Consider the following 17,284-nt stretch of genomic DNA (forward strand, 5'->3'; position numbering starts at 1 on the left):
TCGGCACACAGTCAGCATAGAGCAGTTAGATGGCGGGCTATTCTTCGGAAATGATACTTCGCGTGATCGGCGGAAATCGGAAGGCTGGCAGAGTGAACGATCAGCCCTTGTGAACATTAAGATGTGATAAACACAAGGGCTGGTGGAGCGATAAAAGCGCGTGATAGATCTGGGTGCTTACTACGCAGCCAGTATGGTTTTCAGATCCTCTTCCACAGTAGTGATAGGGCGCATATCAAACTTGTCTTGGATAATCGCGATCAAATTGTCGGTGAGGAACGCAGGGGCGGTAGGGCCTGTGTAAATGCCTTTCACGCCGAGTGCGAACAAGGTTAGCAGGATGACGATCGCCTTTTGCTCAAACCATGACAGAACCAGAGTCAACGGCAATTCACTGATGTCGCAATCAAACTCTTTCGCCAGTGCCAATGCTAGCTGAATGGCTGAGTAAGCATCATTACATTGGCCCACATCAAGAAGGCGAGGAATGCCATTGATGTCGCCAAATGAGTTTTTATTGAAGCGATATTTACCACATGCCAATGTCAGAATGACTGAGCTATCAGGAGCCTGTGCGGTGAAGTCGGTGTAATAGCTACGCTCTGATTTATCTCCGTCACAACCACCCACAAGGAAGAAGTGGCTGATATTGCCTTTCTTCACTTCATCAATCACGGCAGGTGCCGCTGCCATCAGAGCATTGCGACCAAACCCGATGGTGATCATGTGCTCGATTTCATTGTGCGCGAAGCCGTCACATGCCAGCGCACAATCGATAGCTTGGCTGAAGTCATCGCCTTCTATGTGTGCTACCCCCGGCCAACCCACGATACTGCGAGTAAACAAACGGTCTGCGTAATCACCCACGTTGGGATTTAACAAGCAGTTCGATGTCATGACAATTGCACCGGGGAAGTTAGCGAACTCAGTTTGCTGGTTTTGCCATGCACCACCATAGTTACCCGCGAGGTGAGGGTATTTGTTTAGCTCAGGGTAGCTGTGTGCAGGCAGCATTTCGCCATTGGTGTAAACGTTGATGCCTTTGCCTTCGGTTTGTTGAAGGATCTTTTCCAAGTCATGCAGGTCGTGGCCTGATACCAGAAGGCATTTGCCCTTAATAGGTTTCACATTAACCTGTGCTGGCGCAGGGTGGCCGAACGTCATGGTCTCTCCAGTGTCCAGCATTTCCATGATTTTGTAGTTCATCAGGCCGATCTTCATCGAGCAATCGAGTAGCGCGCCTAAGTCTTCAGGATCTGTGCCGAGCCACGCCATGATCTCGTGGTATTCACCATAAACAGTGTTGTCAGTTTGGCCCAACACCAATGCATGTTCCATGTACGCGGCAGCGCCTTTTAGGCCGTATAGGCATAGCAAACGCAAGCCAATGACATCCTCATGCACGGTATCTTTTCCGCGGTTCACTGCGACTTCGGGGGCGAAAGATAAGATCGCTTCAGCGCTCTCAGGCAGTTCGAAATTGGCTACAGCGGGTAAGTCTGGCAGGGCTTTGTCGGCCATCCGATATGCGGCGCGAACATGTTGCTCTAAACGTGTTTTGTAGACAGAGGCTTGTTGCGTGAATTCAAGAATGCGTTCTGGGTCAAAGTTAACGTTGGTGAGCGTAGAGAAGAATGCCTTAGGCGCCCAATGATTGATTTCATCGTTGATGATGTCGAATTCGGTCGCAAGTTTGGCCCAATAAGAGACGCCTTGTAATACGTAAACCAATACATCCTGTAGGTCTGATACGTCGGCGGTTTTGCCACACATGCCTTGCGCGAATGCGCAGCCTTTAACTTTACGAGTTTGAATCGTCTGCTCACATTGAATGCAGAACATAGCGTATCTCCAGTGTTTGCTACCCCTCGCACGGTATGACAGTGCGCATCGTGAGTGATGGGGTGATATTGATAGCGTGTAATTAGTTACTGGATTGCAGGGTTTGTGCCAATAGTTATCTATATGATAAATAGGGTTATATTTAAATATTACGATGGAAGTGATGTAAAAAAGACAACGTGATTGTTGTCTTTTTTACATCAAAGAGTGGTGGGCATGAAACTGGGTGTCAGCGATGGATGCCGAGCTTCTTACCCATACGATAGAGATTGCCTCTATCCATGTGTAAAAAATCAGCCGCTTTTGACCAAATACCGCCCGTTTTACGAAGCGCATGGGAAATGAGGTCATGTTGGTACGCCTCCACTAGCTCTCGCATGTTTTGACTTTCCGTCGGGAAATAGCGCGATGTGCTTTTAACATCACCCTGAGCGGCAGCAACGTCAAAGTGAGTCAGGAATATGGTTGGACTCTCATCTTGTATGGCACGAAGTGCAGCGCGTGTCAGGGTGTGCTCCAATTCTCGAACATTACCCAACCATGGCTGTTCTTCCAGCATCGACAGGGCTTTCGCGTGAATATGGAGGTTTGGTACATTGAATTGGTGGCGAACTTTTTCGAGAAGAAATCCGGCCAGAACGGGAATGTCACCCTCACGATTTCTCATCGCAGGCACGGCAATCGGAAACACGTTTAAACGGTGAAATAAATCGGCGCGAAATTGCCCAGATTCAACCTCTTGTTCGAGCTTTCGATTGGTTGCCGCCACGATGCGAACGTTGACTTGTAAGTGCTTGTCGCTGCCTACTCGCTGTAATTCTCCCTGCTGAATGACGCGCAGTAATTTTGCCTGTAGAACCAGAGACAGCTCACCAACTTCATCCAGAAACAGAGTGCCACCGTCTGCTAACTCAAATTTGCCTGCTCGGTTGCTGATGGCCCCTGTAAATGCTCCTTTAACGTGACCAAACAATTCACTTTCTGCTAATCCCTCTGGTAGCGCGGCACAATTCACGTAGATCATCGGCTTATCGCTTCGACTAGATTGTGCATGAACGCGGTGTGCCACCAATTCTTTACCTGTGCCCGTTTCGCCGGTAATGAGAACAGCATAATCAGATTTCGCAACGGTCTCGATGTTCGTGCGTAACTGTTGCATCTGCGGGCTAATGCCGACCATATCGCCTTTGAGTGAACGTGCTTGCTGAATCAAGGTTTCAGTCACGGACTTTTGCTTGTGGTTTTGCGTTTTTAACGCTTCCACCAAGCCCATATTGCGCAACGTAGCCGCTGCGAGTGCCGCGAAGGTTTCAATAGCAACCGGCTCAATTTTGTCGAAAGCGCCGATGGTGAGGGAATCCATCGTTAATACGCCCACAAGCTGCCCATCAACATACAAGCTGCACCCCATGCAGTCATGAACGTCAATCGAGGCGTTTTCTGTTAGCAATACACCATCAAAGGGATCCGGTAATTCGCTATTGGCATCGAAGCGCACAGGGCGTTGGCTTCCAACAATAGCGGCTAGGCGAGGATGAGATTTTGGGAAAAAACGTCGCCCCAGTACCGCGTTGGACAAGCCTTTAACGGCGACGGGTTTCAAAAATCCCTCTTTATCAAAGATAAACAGAGCGCTGGCGTCGCAAGGGAATACTTGGCTCATTCCTTCAATCAGACGTTGATATTGCGTTTCGCTGGTGAGGTTGGAGCTGAGATTCAGCGCGATATTGAGCAGTACATGATCCATGTTGGAAGGCATAAGGAAAACCGAGGTCGGAAAACACGTCGGCAGAATATCAGCCTGATGTCATTTGAACATCATTGATGTGGGGTGAATGATGTTTGATTGACGACGATCAATCTTGTGCATGCCACCTTTTGTACGGCGCGGCGCGGCGCGGCGCTGTGCGATCTGGAAAATGGCTAGCCACTGAGAGCCTCCTTTCGGGCGAGTTTACTGGCGCCTTGATCATAACGTCAGTAAAGCTCGCTGAATCCTGCATCTTAAGGTTGCTTGGGTATAATGTTGAGGGCCTTGGTGATAACGTGTTGGTTCGCTAAAACCTAAAACAAGAGAGGAAACACCAATGTTTAGTCATGTGATGTTAGGTGTGGAAGACATGGAGAAATCTAAGGTTTTCTACGACGCGATTTTAGGTACCTTGGGATATAAAGAAGGTGTGTTCGACCCAAAAGGCCGTTGTTTTTATCTCTCACCACACGGTGTTTTTGGCATTACAATACCGATTAATGGCGAACCTGCAAGTCACGGAAACGGCAGCACTGTTGGCTTTGCAGCAGATAGCCCTGAGCTGGTGGATGCTTTTCATGAGGCGGGACTTCAGAATGGCGGCACAACGTGTGAAGAACCACCGGGTATCCGTGAGTCTTCAAACGGAAAACTCTATTTGGGGTATCTGCGTGATCCATCTGGCAATAAAATCTGCGCGACACACCGAGTACGAAACTAGTCGCATTAAAAAGGGCAATCATCTTGCCCTTTTGTTTCTTCCTTTTTGTCCTTCAAACCTACAACGCGACTTCCCGTTATTTATCCTAATTCAATGATAAATCTTGGCTGCAACGAAAATACCTTGGTTGGTGCGTGATGGGATCGACGAATTCCACTGATTTTGCAAGCAATTGCAGCGGCGAGTCATAGTTATCGTCAGAAAGCGGCTGCAATGTTGGGTAGTATTTGTCGTTCAATATTGGCCAACCTAATGATTGCATGTGAACACGCAATTGGTGGGTTTTTCCTGTTACGGGGTGCAATTCGAACAACGCCTTTGATGTGGATTGCTCCAGGCAGCGGATCACCGAATGGCTGTTTGCCTCTCCTTCAATCACCTGCATACGAAAACGTGGTTCTGATTGAACAATGCGATTTTTGATTTCCCACTCTTCACCGACAATTTTTTCGTTTTCACTAAGGCTGGCTAACGCTTGATAAGTTTTATGAATCTGGCGGGTTTCGAACAAATGGTGATAAAGGTGTCGGGACTCGGGGTTAATCGAAAACAACACCAAGCCCGCAGTCACTCTGTCTAAACGATGTAACGCCTGCAAGTCCTTCAACCCCGTGCTTTTACGCAAGCGGTTTTGCAAACATTCGTTGACGTAAATGCCACCCGGTGTGACTGCGAGAAAATGGGGCTTATAGGCCACCACGATGTGCTCATCTCGAAAGACGATCTCTTCTTCGAAGGGAACACTTGGCTCGCTTTCCACTTCACGGTAGTAACAGATCCGCTGCTGGGGTTTAAACGGTGATTGTGCGGTGACGAGTGTCCCATCGTAATAGTGAACTTTTCCGTCACTTACGCGCTGCTGCCAAACCTGCGCATCAATAAATGGGAACTTGATGATCAGGTATTCCAATACCGTCGCGACCCCCGGATTGGTCTGGGGCAAACTCAGTGTCGAGGGAAACTCAGAAATGGTCATTGGGCGTCATCTATTCGGCGTGGTGGGCGATTATAGATGATGAAAGCGCGCAGTGTAAGGACGCAGATACCCGACAGACCAATGATTGCTATTCAGAGCCCTTATGTACTTAGCTGATGGTTAAATCAATCAGATTAAACAGAGCAGGGTTGATCGGCAAAGAGATAAGCGTTCTTGCCTTGATGCTTAATTTTGTACATCGCTTGGTCTGCTAATGTCACCAGTTCGTCAGGTGTTGTGCCATGGGCGGGATAAAGGGAAATACCAATGCTGGCGGTAATGGTGATCTCGGTATCTCCAAAGGTCGTTGGCGTTGATACGGACTCGATCATACGCTCTGTGATTTTACGGATAGTTTCCGTGCTGTCGATATTGCATAGCGTGACCAAAAACTCATCGCCACCGATGCGAGCAACAGTATCGATATCTCGTACACACTCACAGAGCTTTTGGGCGGTTGCTTTTAATAACATATCGCCCGCATCATGCCCCAGCGTATCATTGATGACCTTAAATCCGTCGAGGTCGATAAAGAGAACGGCGACCTTACATTTATGCATTTTCGCTTGCGTGACGGCGTTACATAGACGGTCCATAGACAATTTACGATTTGGGAGACCTGTTAGCGTGTCATGGTAAGCCAAATGGTCGATTTGCTTTCTGGCTTCTTTTAGCGCGGTTATGTCTTCTTTTACGGCGACAAAATGGCTGATTTCACCGTTACGTTGTTTGACTGGGGCAATGGAGGCGATTTCCCAGAACAGTTCGCCGCTTTTCTTTCGGTTGTAGAATTCTCCCCGCCATACTTTGCCGCTGGAAATGGAATCCCAAAGTGCCGAAAACTCATCAGTACCTGTTTCATTGGGTTTTAAAATGTTCGGTTTTTTGCCGATAAGTTCTTCGGCAAGATACCCTGTTGTTTCGGTGAAGGCGGGGTTCACGTAGTGAATCACCCCAGCCTTGTCAGTGATGATGATGGAAGATGCAGACTGCTCGACGGCAAGGGAGACGATGCGAAACTCTGACTCTAAGACGGCGTAAGTTAGCAAAATGAGTGTTATCGCCATACCCGCAATCATGAATATCCCACCTAAGAACACCAATGAAGCGGTGATGTTCACTGCCATGAAATGGTGCTCCAACGGCGACATCAACATGATGACGCCACGCACGCCATGAATGAAACCAAATAGGCCAAACATGAGAGCAACGGCGAACCCTGCAGAGCGCCAAGGCGCGTGCTTTTCCTGCAGGAACGTGATGACAACGTTAGAGCAAATAATAACGAATGCCATGGAAACCACGGCAACTCGCATATTCAAATTCTGGTCAATGAAATTGAAGTAATAGAGCAAAACCGCAGATGTGGGAACCAGCGCATAGTCTAATAGGGCCAATGGGGGGCGGCCGACAAAAATGCGTATGCCACGAAGAATGAGTTGAAAGCCGAGAATATAGAGAGAATTAGCGGCAACCAGAGAGAGTAGGTCTGGAAGCATGTCTCTTAGCGATATCAACACACTCGCGAGCGCAACGCTCGACATGCCAATTGCCCAAAAACCTGCTCCATTGGATTTGGATTGCGAACGCCATAAGGAGAACAAGGCAACCGCCGAGCCGATTGAAATCAGGGCAGTTACGGTTAGCAGGGTGCGATTGTCGAGTGAGAGCATGAGGTTGTCCGTATCTTGTTTATTTTAGCGTGGCCACTAATCTCAACTAACAGGGCATTAGGCTTGAAGTGTCTAGGTTGTTAAACAGTAGTGCGTATTTCGTTGTTATGCATATGATTTTAACGTCAAAAAGATCTAATTCACATTTGCGGGGTTGATTAGTTCCATCTCATTTTCTTTTTAGAGATGAGTGTCGACAGAATTATCTCCCGTCCTTGCAATTTATTATCACGATCCCCCGCGAGTTTGTTTAGTTATCAGCATGATGAACGCACCCAGTGAAGCAAATTCCAGCCTCAAAGAAACAAATTCACGCAGTGCTGGAGTGGGTTCATTGTGTTCGTATGGATTTAGTACACACTAACATTAACGTGTTGAACGCTGTACTTCCCGATATCACATGGAGTGATGATGACTGAATCAGTACCTACGCTGGTGACATACGCGGTTCTAGGCTGGATGGCGCTTAATGTCATCTTCTATATTTCGGAAAAATGGATGGTGTTTTCCGACATCATCTGGATCTTGTTGGCTGGCATTGCTTATGGTTGGGTGTCGACCAATCCAGAATCAGGCTTACCAGAATTGGTGATGAACCCAGACGTTGTTCTCTATGTCTTCGTGCCTCTGTTGATTTTTGCATCTACTAAGAAAATGTGTCTGTTCCATTTTCGGCCCATTATTGTGCCCGCCGTGATTGCAGGGACGCTTGGTATCGTGGTGAGCATGTTGACTATTGGCTTGGCGATTCACTGGCTGTTGGGTGTGACCCTACTACCCGCGCTATTGTTTGGTGTGATCATATCAGCGACCGATCCGCTTGCGGTGAGTGCGCTGTTCAAGGGCAATGAAAACATTACTGAAAACCAGAAACTGCTGATTGAAGGCGAGTCCATTCTGAATGACGGTTTTGTCGTGACGGTGGCAGGTATTCTCGCGTTACTGATTTTCAGCATGACCAGCTTCAGTGTGGTTGATACCGGTGTGAGCTTTGTTACGCATATTGCAGGCGCTTTAATCAGCGGCGCAGTGCTTGGCAGATTGGCGCGTTCTATTCTTCGCTTGATGGATACATCGCATTACATTCTCACGACTAACATCACGCTCGCCCTTGCTTATGGCAGCTTCGTGTTAGCCGAAACCTTGCATTTTTCTGGCATTTTGGCCGTTTTCGCGGCGGCGCTTGCATACGGCTACAAGCCGGATAAAGACAGGACTAACAGACTGGCTGAAGAAAGAGTGTGGGAGTACCTCGACTATGCCGCCAACGCCTTACTGTTTTTCTTGCTCGGCACCAGCTTCTTTGCACTGACGGCGGATATGGATTTACCTATTAGCTACTCTCTTTTAGCCATTGGTTTATTGTTCGCAGGGCGATTCGTGGCGCTATCTGTCTTGAAACCAGTGATGCGCATAGAAGGTATGCGGCTTTCAATGAACGAATTTTGGTTGCTGAATTTTTCGGGCGCGAGGGGGGCGGTCTCTGTGGCACTTATTTTGTTGTTGCCCGCGGACTTTCAATATCAATCGCTATTTTTGTCTTTGGCGTTTGTCATGATCTTGTTTTCTCTTCTTGTATACCCGCTGGTAACCGTTCGAATTTTGAAGAAAATGACCAGCTAACCACTCAGTTCTCCGTCTGGTTTTCACCCAAAGGCAAATGCATTCGATGTGTTTGCCTTTTTCGTTTTGGGGCAAGATTGGGTGATAAATATCGAGAAGATAATGTTTCGTGGTCTAATTATTCGCCAGTTGAGTAACAAGTGGTGATTTAAATTATTGCCGCTATCTTATTGATGATAATGACATTAATTATTGTTGTTCACATTCATTCACAGTTATAGCTCAATGTTCATTTTGACAACGTGTGTGTTATTTGTAAGTCTATTTTTAATTGAACGTTCAATCAAAAAACATTTTGGCTACATTTGTAATCAACAAAGGAGAGATCGATGCCAAAAGTAGGGATGCCTGCAATTCGACGCCCACAGCTAGTAGAGGCGACCATGTCTGCCATCGACGAAGTCGGTTTGGCGGGGGCGAGTGTGGCTTTGATAAGCCGTAAAGCGGGCGTATCAGCAGGGATCATCAATCACTACTTTGGCGGCAAACATGGCCTGCTTGAAGAGACCATGCGATCTGTCATGCGTGAACTCTCCAAAGGGGTTCAGCAGCGACTGAGTGGCATCGATCCAAACCATGCCAAGGCACGCATTCTTGCCATCGTTGATGGCAACTTCGACCGCAATCAAGTAAGCAGCAAGGTGACCAAAACCTGGCTCGCCTTCTGGTCTCATGCCATGCATGACCCCACACTGTTCCGCCTTCAGCATGTTAATGAAAGACGTTTGCTCTCACACCTTCGTGTTGAACTCAAAAAGTTATTACCGCCAGAACGAGCCAACTTTGTGGCGCAAGGTATTGCCGCACTGGTGGATGGTATTTGGCTTCGTGGGGCGCTAAACCCACATGGAATAGACACCCATGCCGCTATTTCAACGATTGAAGATTACCTTGAACGTCAGCTTCTCGGTTCCCATCCATAGAAAAGGAAAAAAATTAAATGGATATTAAACAGTTATACATTCATGGAGGGTATGTTGATGCCACTTCAGGTGAAACGTTCAAAACCCTAAACCCAGCCACGGGAGAGGCTTTGGCTAGTGTGCAACAAGCAAGTCAGGCCGATGTGGATGCGGCCGTGAAATCGGCTTGGGAAGGGTTTCAGGTTTGGTCGGCGATGAGTGCGCCAGAACGCAGAAGCATTCTTAACCGCGCCGTTGCCATCTTACGTGAGCGTAACGACGAGTTAGCGGCGCTGGAAGTGCTAGACACAGGAAAGCCGATTCAAGAAGCCTTGTATGTGGACGTGGTGACTGGCGCTGACGTCATTGAATATTACGCAGGTTTGGCTGTGTCGATTCAAGGCGAGCAACAGAGCTTGGGTGAAAATCAATTCTTCTATACACGCAAAGAACCGCTGGGTGTTTGTGCGGGTATCGGCGCATGGAATTACCCGATTCAAATCGCGATGTGGAAAGCGGGTCCCGCGTTGGCTGCTGGCAATGCCATGGTGTTTAAACCTTCAGAGGAAACACCGTTAACAGCACTGAAATTGGCCGAAGTGTTTACCGAAGCGGGCATGCCTGATGGCGTGTTTAACGTGGTGCAAGGTGATTACCGCGTGGGTCAAATGCTGTCTCGCCATGAAGAGATCGTCAAAGTGTCATTCACGGGCGAGTGCGGAACAGGCAAGAAAGTGATGGCTGATGCTGCGGGATCGTTAAAGTCGGTCACCATGGAATTGGGCGGTAAATCTCCGCTGATCGTGTTTAACGATGCCGATCTCGATAACGCAGTCTCTGGCGCCATGCTCGCTAACTTCTATACACAAGGCGAAGTCTGCACCAACGGTACACGCGTGTTTGTTCATGATGATATTTACGATGCGTTCATCGAAAAGCTGGTAGCACGAACCAATAAGTTGATCGTGGGAGACCCGACTCACCCTGACACGCAAATCGGCGCTTTAATCTCAAAAGGGCATGTGGAAAAGGTCTTGGGCTTTATTGAGCAGGGCAAACAAACAGATGCACGTCTGCTTTGTGGCGGTTATCAGGTCACTGATGGAGAGCTAGCAAAAGGCAACTTCATTGCGCCAACGATATTTGCTGATTGCACCGATGATATGCCGCATGTCAAAGATGAAATCTTTGGTCCTGTGATGTCTGTTCTGCGCTTTAGTGACGAACAAGAAGTGATCACACGCGCCAATCATACCAAATATGGCCTAGCGGCTGGTGTGTTTACCACCAATTTCTCCCGCGCACACCGTGTGATAGCCAAGCTGCAAGCCGGAATTTGCTGGATTAATAACTGGGGCGCATCTCCGGCGGAAATGCCCGTTGGCGGCTACAAGCAATCGGGTATTGGACGTGAAAATGGCGTTCAAACGTTAAATCACTACACCCAAACCAAAAGTGTTTATGTTGAGTTGGGTGACGTAGACAGCCCGTTCGCGTAAAGGATTTTTTGAGCACTATGGCAATCGAAACAGAGTTTGATTACATCATTGTTGGCGCAGGTTCGGCAGGTTGTGTGTTGGCAGATCGTTTGACGGAGTCAGGCGAGCATAACGTATTGATTCTTGAAGCTGGTGGCACAGACAAAAGCATTTTCATTCAAATGCCGACAGCGCTGTCTTACCCCATGAACACCGAGAAATACGCGTGGCAGTTTGAAACCCAAGAAGAGTCGGGCTTGGATGGCCGTAAGTTACATTGTCCTCGCGGCAAGGTACTTGGCGGCAGTTCCTCCATCAACGGCATGGTGTATGTTCGCGGCCATGCTTGTGATTTTGACCAATGGGAAGCCAATGGCGCACAAGGTTGGAACTACCAATCTTGCCTTCCGTACTTCAAACGGGCAGAAACATGGGTAGGCGGTGAAGACGAATATCGCGGCGGTAACGGCCCTGTTGGGACATGCAACGGCAATGACATGACCTTGAACCCGCTTTATCAAGCATTCATTGATGCCGGAGAGCAAGCGGGTTATCCGGTCACAGATGATTACAACGGTTATCAGCAAGAAGGCTTCGGCCCAATGCACATGACTGTGGATGGCGGTGTGCGAGCATCCACCTCCAATGCGTACCTTCGACGTGCTTTAAAGCGCAGTAACCTTGCGCTGATCAAAGGCGTGACTGTCAACAAGATACTGCTTCAAGGCAAGCAAGCCGTTGGTGTGGCATACAGCAAAAGTGGAAAACACCATGAAGTTACCGCACGTAAAGAAGTGATCAGCGCAGCTGGCTCTATTGGGTCGCCGCAACTGCTACAAGTTTCTGGTATTGGCCCTAAAGCCGTGCTGGAGAAAGCAGGCGTTGAAGTGAAACTCGACTTGCCTGGCGTGGGTGAAAATCTTCAAGATCACCTCGAAGTTTACTTTCAGTATTTCTGTAAGCAGCCCATCACCTTGAATGGCAAGCTCGGCTTAATCAGCAAAGGGTTGATTGGCACGCGTTGGGTGCTGTTCAAAGATGGTTTAGGCGCCACCAATCACTTTGAATCGTGCGCATTTATTCGCAGCCGAGAAGGCGTTAAGTGGCCGAATATTCAATATCACTTCTTACCAGCCGCCATTCGTTACGACGGAAAATCGGCAGTGGAAGGGCATGGTTTCCAAGTACATGTTGGTCCAAACAAACCGCAAAGCCGTGGCTATGTGCGTATCACCAGCGCTAATCCTGACGACAAACCCGAGATCGTTTTCAACTACATCAGCACTGAACAAGACAAGCAAGATTGGCGAGACTGTATTCGCCTGACTCGCGAAATCTTGGCGCAAGATGCGTTTGTCCCGTTTCGTGATGGCGAGATCCAACCCGGCGAGTCAGTGGTGTCGGATGACGAGATTGATGCGTGGGTGAAAGCGAACGTAGAGAGCGCTTACCACCCATCTTGTACCTGCAAAATGGGTGCGGACTCTGACCCACTCGCGGTGCTTGATGAATCCCTACGCGTTCGCGGGATCGACAACCTCCGAGTTGTGGATTCGTCGGTATTCCCAACCATCACCAACGGCAACCTGAACGGCCCGACCATCATGGTGGCAGAGCGCGCAGCAGACATGATCTTGAATCAATCAACGTTGCCTTCTGAAGAGGTAGCGGTGTGGCTCGATCCAAACTGGCAAACACAGCAAAGGCTAAACCCGAAAGCGACATAGCAGCAACACCATAAAAGCGAAATGCACCAACACATTGCCGTAAACCAAAAGCAATAAGACACAAAAGCAATAAGACACAAAAGCAAGACGTATAAGAAACTGAAGGGCGAGGCTTACTGCATCGTCCACAGACAAAGAAAGGAAGAGGGAAGCAACCATGGATATGAAAAAGACTCAACAACTGACAGCACTAAGCCTGACGTTAGCAGCGAGCTTGGCTGCCGCGCCAGCAATGGCCAATCAGTGCGAGAAAGTAACGTTTTCAGATGTAGGTTGGACAGACATTACAGCGACTACCGCTGCAACGACACTTGTACTGCAAGGTATGGGATACGAAACCGACATCCAATTACTGTCGGTACCTGTTACCTATACCTCGCTGGCAAATGGCGATGTCGATGTGTTCCTCGGCAACTGGATGCCCACCATGGAAGGTGATATTGCAAAATACCGCGAGGCGGGCACCGTCGATACCATCAACATGAACCTTGAAGGCGCGAAATACACACTTGCTGTGCCAAAGTACGCGTTTGAAGGCGGCGTCAAAACCTTTGCGGATATCGCCAAATTCGACGATGAATTCAAAGGCCGAATTTATGGCATTGAGCCAGGCAACGACGGTAACCGCCTTATTCAAGACATGATCGACTCTGATGCGTTTGGCTTGAAAGAATTCGACCTTGTTGAATCCAGTGAAGCGGGCATGTTATCGCAGGTGAAACGTGCTGTTCGTCGTGACCAGTGGATCGTTTTCCTAGGTTGGGCTCCCCACCCAATGAACAGCAACTTTGAACTTGAGTACCTGTCGGGCGGTGATGACTATTTCGGCCCGAACTACGGCGGTGCCAACGTGTTCACTAACGTACGCAAAGACTTTACGGCAGAATGCCCGAACGTTGGCAAATTGCTGACTAACCAGAAATTCACGCTCGCCATGGAAAATGAAATCATGAACGGCATTTTGAACGATGGTGAGAAACCAGAAGTTGCAGCGAAAGCATGGCTGCAAGCAAATCCAGACGCGTTAACCGCGTGGTTAGACGGTGTGAAAACGGCTGACGGCAAAGACGCACTGCCTGCGGTTAAAGCTCATTTGAATATCCAGTAATGCACTAACTGCTGCCCGTCCGCAGTTAGTGTCGGGAGCAGCAGGTGAATAGCGGTCGTCATCGCCGCTACTCACCTAAACCATGATGGATATTGGAGTACACATGAACTGGATTACTGAAAATAAAATACCCCTTGGCGATTACATGGAAACCGGCGTGGATTGGCTCACGTATAACGCCGCTGGTTTCTTCGATGCGCTGTCTATTTCGCTGGAATGGTTGATCCTTTCCCTTGTAGAACTCATGCAATGGTTCCCGCCTTACGTGCCGATTTTGTTGACCGCTGCGATGGCGTGGCTTCTTCACCGAAGCCTGTCGCTGGTGGTGTTTGTTTGCGTTGCATTGTTACTGATTCTGAATTTAGGGTACTGGCCGGAGATGATTGAAACCTTCGTGCTGGTGCTTACGGCAACGTCGTTGTCTGTGATGGTGGGTGTCCCACTTGGCATTCTTGCCGCGCATCGCCCATGGCTGTATACCTTCATGCGGCCGGTGTTGGATTTGATGCAAACGATCCCGACGTTCGTGTATTTGATCCCGACCTTGGTATTGTTTGGTCTTGGCGTCGTGCCGGGTTTGATTTCGACCATTATCTTTGCCATTGCCGCACCGATACGTTTGACCTATCTCGGCATTCGTAGCGTGCCAGAAGAACTCATTGAAGCGGGGAAGGCGTTTGGCGCAACCCCAAGTAAATTATTGTTTAAAGTCGAATTGCCCGCTGCCATGCCAAACATCATGGCGGGGATCACCCAGTGCATCATGTTGTCGCTATCAATGGTCGTGATTGCCGCGCTTGTTGGCGCTGACGGCTTAGGTAAACCCGTCATTCGCGCATTGAATACCGTCAACATCTCTCAAGGATTTGAGGCCGGTCTCGCCATCGTATTAGTGGCTATCATTTTGGATCGCTTGTGCAAAGCGCCAGCTTCACAAGGGAAAGAGGGATAAGCATGAAAGCGGTAACCATTGAAAATTTAGACGTGGTGTTTGGCCATTCGCTTGATAAAAGTCTCACCTTGTTAGATGAAGGCAAAACACGCCAAGAAATCCAAGAAGAAACCGGCAACGTGGTTGGGGTACATAACGCCACACTCAGTGTCGAAGAAGGCGAGATCTGTGTGTTGATGGGGCTCTCAGGCTCCGGAAAATCCAGCCTGCTTCGTGCGGTTAATGGCTTAAATCCCGTGACGCGTGGTTCTCTCAAAGTTCGTAATGGCGACGAGATGGTCGACCTCGCGGGCATTGATGAAACCGCATTGCGCCATTTGCGCTCGCACCGTATTTCCATGGTGTTTCAAAAGTTCGCTCTGATGCCTTGGCTCACCGTGGTGGATAACGTGGCGTTCGGTTTGGAAATGCAGGGTGTAGCCAAAGAAGAACGTCGCCGACGAGCAATGGAAAAGTTAGAAATGGTGGGGTTGAGCGAGTGGCACGATAAGCATCCCCACGAGTTGTCGGGCGGCATGCAGCAGCGTGTGGGTCTGGCGCGCGCATTCTGTATGGACAGCGATATTCTTCTGATGGACGAACCTTTCTCAGCCTTGGATCCACTTATTCGTAACCAGTTACAAGACGAGTTATTGGAGCTTCAACGTAAACTCAATAAAACCATTTTGTTCGTGAGTCATGATTTGGATGAAGCGCTGAAAATCGGCACCAATATCGCCATCATGGAGTCAGGGAAAATCATTCAGCACGGCAAGCCGGAAGACATCGTACTGCGACCTGAAAATCAATATGTCGAAGATTTTGTCGCTCATACTAACCCGCTAAACGTATTGCGAGGTCGCTCACTGATGACTGCGATTAGCGATTTGGAACGCGATGGCGAGACGCTGATATTGAACCGCCATGAACACACCATGCTGCAAACCGATTCCGACGGGCAGATAGTCGGCGCCAAGCGCTTAGATCAACATCTACCTATTGTCCGCTGGGCAAAAGACGAGAGCATTGATGCGCTTGCTGTCGACTCAGTGGTGATTGCTTCCGCAGATATCTCCATGCGCCATGCATTGGAAATTCGATACAAAACGGGGCAGCCAGTGTTGCTGAGCGACGAAGATAAAATCATCGGCGTGTTATCAGACAATGATTTCTACCATGCACTGCTTGGAAAGCATTTCTCGAACGCAGCGTAAATACCGACTTCTAAGCTTCATCTTAAGCCAGCATTTATGCTGGCTTTTATTTTATATCTAGTATTAATTGTCGTGATACCTGCTCATTACGATGGTGTCTACTTTGAACTTTCGTGATTGAAGGATGTTCTAAATTTCTAATTTATAACCATCTAATAATAATGCTAAATCCGCACTTTTACCCGAATGAATGACTAGGGGGCTGAACCAATTAATGATTAATTGGTGAAGGTTGCGGTGTGTATTTTCTGATGTGAATTACATTTTCAGTGCCCAAAAAAAGGCAATCATTTATGTTAATTATCACATTAGGAAATCATAATGAAAGTTGTAAAGTTTGGTTTAATGCTAACCGCTTTAGCATTTTCAACCACATCATTTGTCACGCAGGCATCAGGCCTGTACCCAGGCCAAGTGCTAAATAAAACACATCGAGCGAATACCCATAATATTGTTCGGAATTTTGTTGAAACAAGGAAAGGTTATGGATATGTCGCCTTCAGCGGAGGGAAGGCGATAGGTAACACTGACAATGAATTTACAGTGACTGTTGGTCCGCATAACACCAAAATTGGTTCAGTGCTGGGCGGCGTTGACCTGAATTTCAATCCAGAAGAGTTAGACTGTGTTCGTGGCCTACACCTTTCACTCAGTGTTGGTGAAGACGTCCCCCTCTCACTAAGCCCCAATTGTGATGCGCTTCTTCGTGCAGACATAAAGCGTAGTATCAGTCATACCGTTGCTGGAGGAGAAGTTCCTCTCCCTGAAGTTCCCATTGACCCCGCCGGCATTTTTCGCCTTGGAGTTAAAGTGGGTGCAACGTTAAAGGTTGGTGCGGACTTTGCGGCTGGTCTCGAAGTGGGTGGTTTTGATAAACCCAACAAGCCGATAACAATCAATGGCCAGCGTCGGCCAGACTTTATCTACGCCAGTGTAAGACCTTATATTTCAGGCGAAGCGACAGCCAAAGGTTATGCCAAATTGAATCTTTTCTTTAAAACTGTTGAAAAAGGCGTAAAGGGCTCGCTGAATTTAATCAATGCAGGGACGAAAGCCTATGCTGAAGCAGGCGTTACTTACAAGCCAAAAAGCACAAACTATCAATATTATACCAAGCTGAAGTGGGATGCGAATGCGTTTGGTGGTGATGGAAAAGTCGGGCTTTATTGTGATGTGAAATTGTTTGGCTTCGCGAGAATATTCTATGCGGAAACTTCATTGATCAGTTGGTCTCCAATATATGAGTTCAACACAACGATTTATGACAGAACGACATATATATAATTTGTAGAATATGCCCGAGTAACTTCGCGATGGAAGATTCAGATTCATTATATGT

General features: G+C 48.2%; 13 protein-coding genes. 9 read left to right on the forward strand and 4 right to left on the reverse strand.

Annotation, left to right across the window (positions count from 1 at the left end):
* Positions 1-180: 180 nt before the first annotated feature.
* Positions 181-1,842, reverse strand: a complete 1,662-nt coding sequence (gene hcp, locus Q365_RS0105345) for a hydroxylamine reductase (protein WP_028022364.1) — start codon at positions 1,840-1,842, stop codon at positions 181-183.
* A gap of 229 nt (positions 1,843-2,071) precedes the next feature.
* Positions 2,072-3,601, reverse strand: coding sequence for a nitric oxide reductase transcriptional regulator NorR (gene norR, locus Q365_RS0105350; protein ID WP_028022365.1), 1,530 nt, complete (start codon positions 3,599-3,601; stop codon positions 2,072-2,074).
* A gap of 328 nt (positions 3,602-3,929) precedes the next feature.
* Here norR and Q365_RS0105355 point away from each other — a divergent pair, with 328 nt between their 5' ends.
* Positions 3,930-4,313, forward strand: a complete 384-nt coding sequence (locus tag Q365_RS0105355; RefSeq protein WP_028022366.1) for a VOC family protein — start codon at positions 3,930-3,932, stop codon at positions 4,311-4,313.
* Positions 4,314-4,398: 85 nt separating this feature from the next.
* On the opposite strand, the gene Q365_RS0105360 is transcribed toward Q365_RS0105355, so the two are convergent.
* Together Q365_RS0105360 and Q365_RS0105365 are read right to left on the reverse strand one after the other, a co-directional pair.
* Positions 4,399-5,289, reverse strand: coding sequence for a pseudouridine synthase (locus Q365_RS0105360; protein WP_028022367.1), 891 nt, complete (start codon positions 5,287-5,289; stop codon positions 4,399-4,401).
* A 134-nt stretch (positions 5,290-5,423) separates the two neighbouring features.
* The gene (locus tag Q365_RS0105365) at positions 5,424-6,962 is read right to left on the reverse strand and encodes a GGDEF domain-containing protein (protein ID WP_028022368.1); all 1,539 of its coding nucleotides are present in this window, start codon (positions 6,960-6,962) and stop codon (positions 5,424-5,426) included.
* Between the two features lie 411 nt (positions 6,963-7,373).
* On the opposite strand from Q365_RS0105365, the gene Q365_RS0105370 reads away from it, so the two are divergent.
* The 8 genes from Q365_RS0105370 (at position 7,374) to Q365_RS0105405 (ending at position 17,229) form a co-directional block, all read left to right on the forward strand.
* Entirely contained in the window at positions 7,374-8,585 is a 1,212-nt protein-coding gene (locus tag Q365_RS0105370; RefSeq protein ID WP_028022369.1) for a cation:proton antiporter, read from the forward strand.
* A gap of 329 nt (positions 8,586-8,914) precedes the next feature.
* Positions 8,915-9,508 carry a transcriptional regulator BetI gene (betI, locus tag Q365_RS0105375; protein WP_028022370.1) on the forward strand — a complete coding sequence of 198 codons (594 nt, stop codon included), beginning with the start codon at positions 8,915-8,917 and terminating at the stop codon, positions 9,506-9,508.
* Positions 9,509-9,525: 17 nt separating this feature from the next.
* Positions 9,526-10,986: a betaine-aldehyde dehydrogenase gene (gene betB, locus Q365_RS0105380; protein WP_028022371.1), complete on the forward strand. Its 1,461-nt coding sequence runs from the start codon at positions 9,526-9,528 to the stop codon at positions 10,984-10,986.
* Between the two features lie 17 nt (positions 10,987-11,003).
* Entirely contained in the window at positions 11,004-12,692 is a 1,689-nt protein-coding gene (gene betA, locus Q365_RS0105385; RefSeq protein WP_035024552.1) for a choline dehydrogenase, read from the forward strand.
* Between the two features lie 157 nt (positions 12,693-12,849).
* Complete coding sequence (locus tag Q365_RS0105390; RefSeq protein WP_028022373.1) at positions 12,850-13,800, forward strand: choline ABC transporter substrate-binding protein; 951 nt, start codon at positions 12,850-12,852, stop codon at positions 13,798-13,800.
* Between the two features lie 103 nt (positions 13,801-13,903).
* Positions 13,904-14,752, forward strand: coding sequence for a choline ABC transporter permease subunit (choW, locus tag Q365_RS0105395; protein WP_028022374.1), 849 nt, complete (start codon positions 13,904-13,906; stop codon positions 14,750-14,752).
* Between the two features lie 2 nt (positions 14,753-14,754).
* Positions 14,755-15,945, forward strand: a complete 1,191-nt coding sequence (gene choV, locus Q365_RS0105400; RefSeq protein WP_028022375.1) for a choline ABC transporter ATP-binding protein — start codon at positions 14,755-14,757, stop codon at positions 15,943-15,945.
* A 321-nt stretch (positions 15,946-16,266) separates the two neighbouring features.
* A complete protein-coding gene (locus Q365_RS0105405) occupies positions 16,267-17,229 on the forward strand; it encodes a hypothetical protein (protein ID WP_028022376.1) in 963 nt (320 codons plus the stop codon).
* Positions 17,230-17,284 lie beyond the last annotated feature (55 nt).

This window comes from Enterovibrio calviensis DSM 14347, assembly GCF_000621165.1.
GTDB lineage: Bacteria > Pseudomonadota > Gammaproteobacteria > Enterobacterales > Vibrionaceae > Enterovibrio > Enterovibrio calviensis.

Excerpts from the sequence above, each read along its gene's own strand:
- Q365_RS0105370 (WP_028022369.1), top strand. The coding sequence starts at position 7,374 with ATGACTGAATCAGTACCTACGCTGGTGACATACGCGGTTCTAGGCTGG.
- hcp (WP_028022364.1), bottom strand. The coding sequence starts at position 1,842 with ATGTTCTGCATTCAATGTGAGCAGACGATTCAAACTCGTAAAGTTAAA.
- Q365_RS0105390 (WP_028022373.1), top strand. The coding sequence starts at position 12,850 with ATGGATATGAAAAAGACTCAACAACTGACAGCACTAAGCCTGACGTTA.
- choV (WP_028022375.1), top strand. The coding sequence starts at position 14,755 with ATGAAAGCGGTAACCATTGAAAATTTAGACGTGGTGTTTGGCCATTCG.
- Q365_RS0105355 (WP_028022366.1), top strand. The coding sequence starts at position 3,930 with ATGTTTAGTCATGTGATGTTAGGTGTGGAAGACATGGAGAAATCTAAG.
- Q365_RS0105365 (WP_028022368.1), bottom strand. The coding sequence starts at position 6,962 with ATGCTCTCACTCGACAATCGCACCCTGCTAACCGTAACTGCCCTGATT.
- Q365_RS0105360 (WP_028022367.1), bottom strand. The coding sequence starts at position 5,289 with ATGACCATTTCTGAGTTTCCCTCGACACTGAGTTTGCCCCAGACCAAT.
- Q365_RS0105405 (WP_028022376.1), top strand. The coding sequence starts at position 16,267 with ATGAAAGTTGTAAAGTTTGGTTTAATGCTAACCGCTTTAGCATTTTCA.
- betA (WP_035024552.1), top strand. The coding sequence starts at position 11,004 with ATGGCAATCGAAACAGAGTTTGATTACATCATTGTTGGCGCAGGTTCG.
- betI (WP_028022370.1), top strand. The coding sequence starts at position 8,915 with ATGCCAAAAGTAGGGATGCCTGCAATTCGACGCCCACAGCTAGTAGAG.
- choW (WP_028022374.1), top strand. The coding sequence starts at position 13,904 with ATGAACTGGATTACTGAAAATAAAATACCCCTTGGCGATTACATGGAA.
- betB (WP_028022371.1), top strand. The coding sequence starts at position 9,526 with ATGGATATTAAACAGTTATACATTCATGGAGGGTATGTTGATGCCACT.
- norR (WP_028022365.1), bottom strand. The coding sequence starts at position 3,601 with ATGCCTTCCAACATGGATCATGTACTGCTCAATATCGCGCTGAATCTC.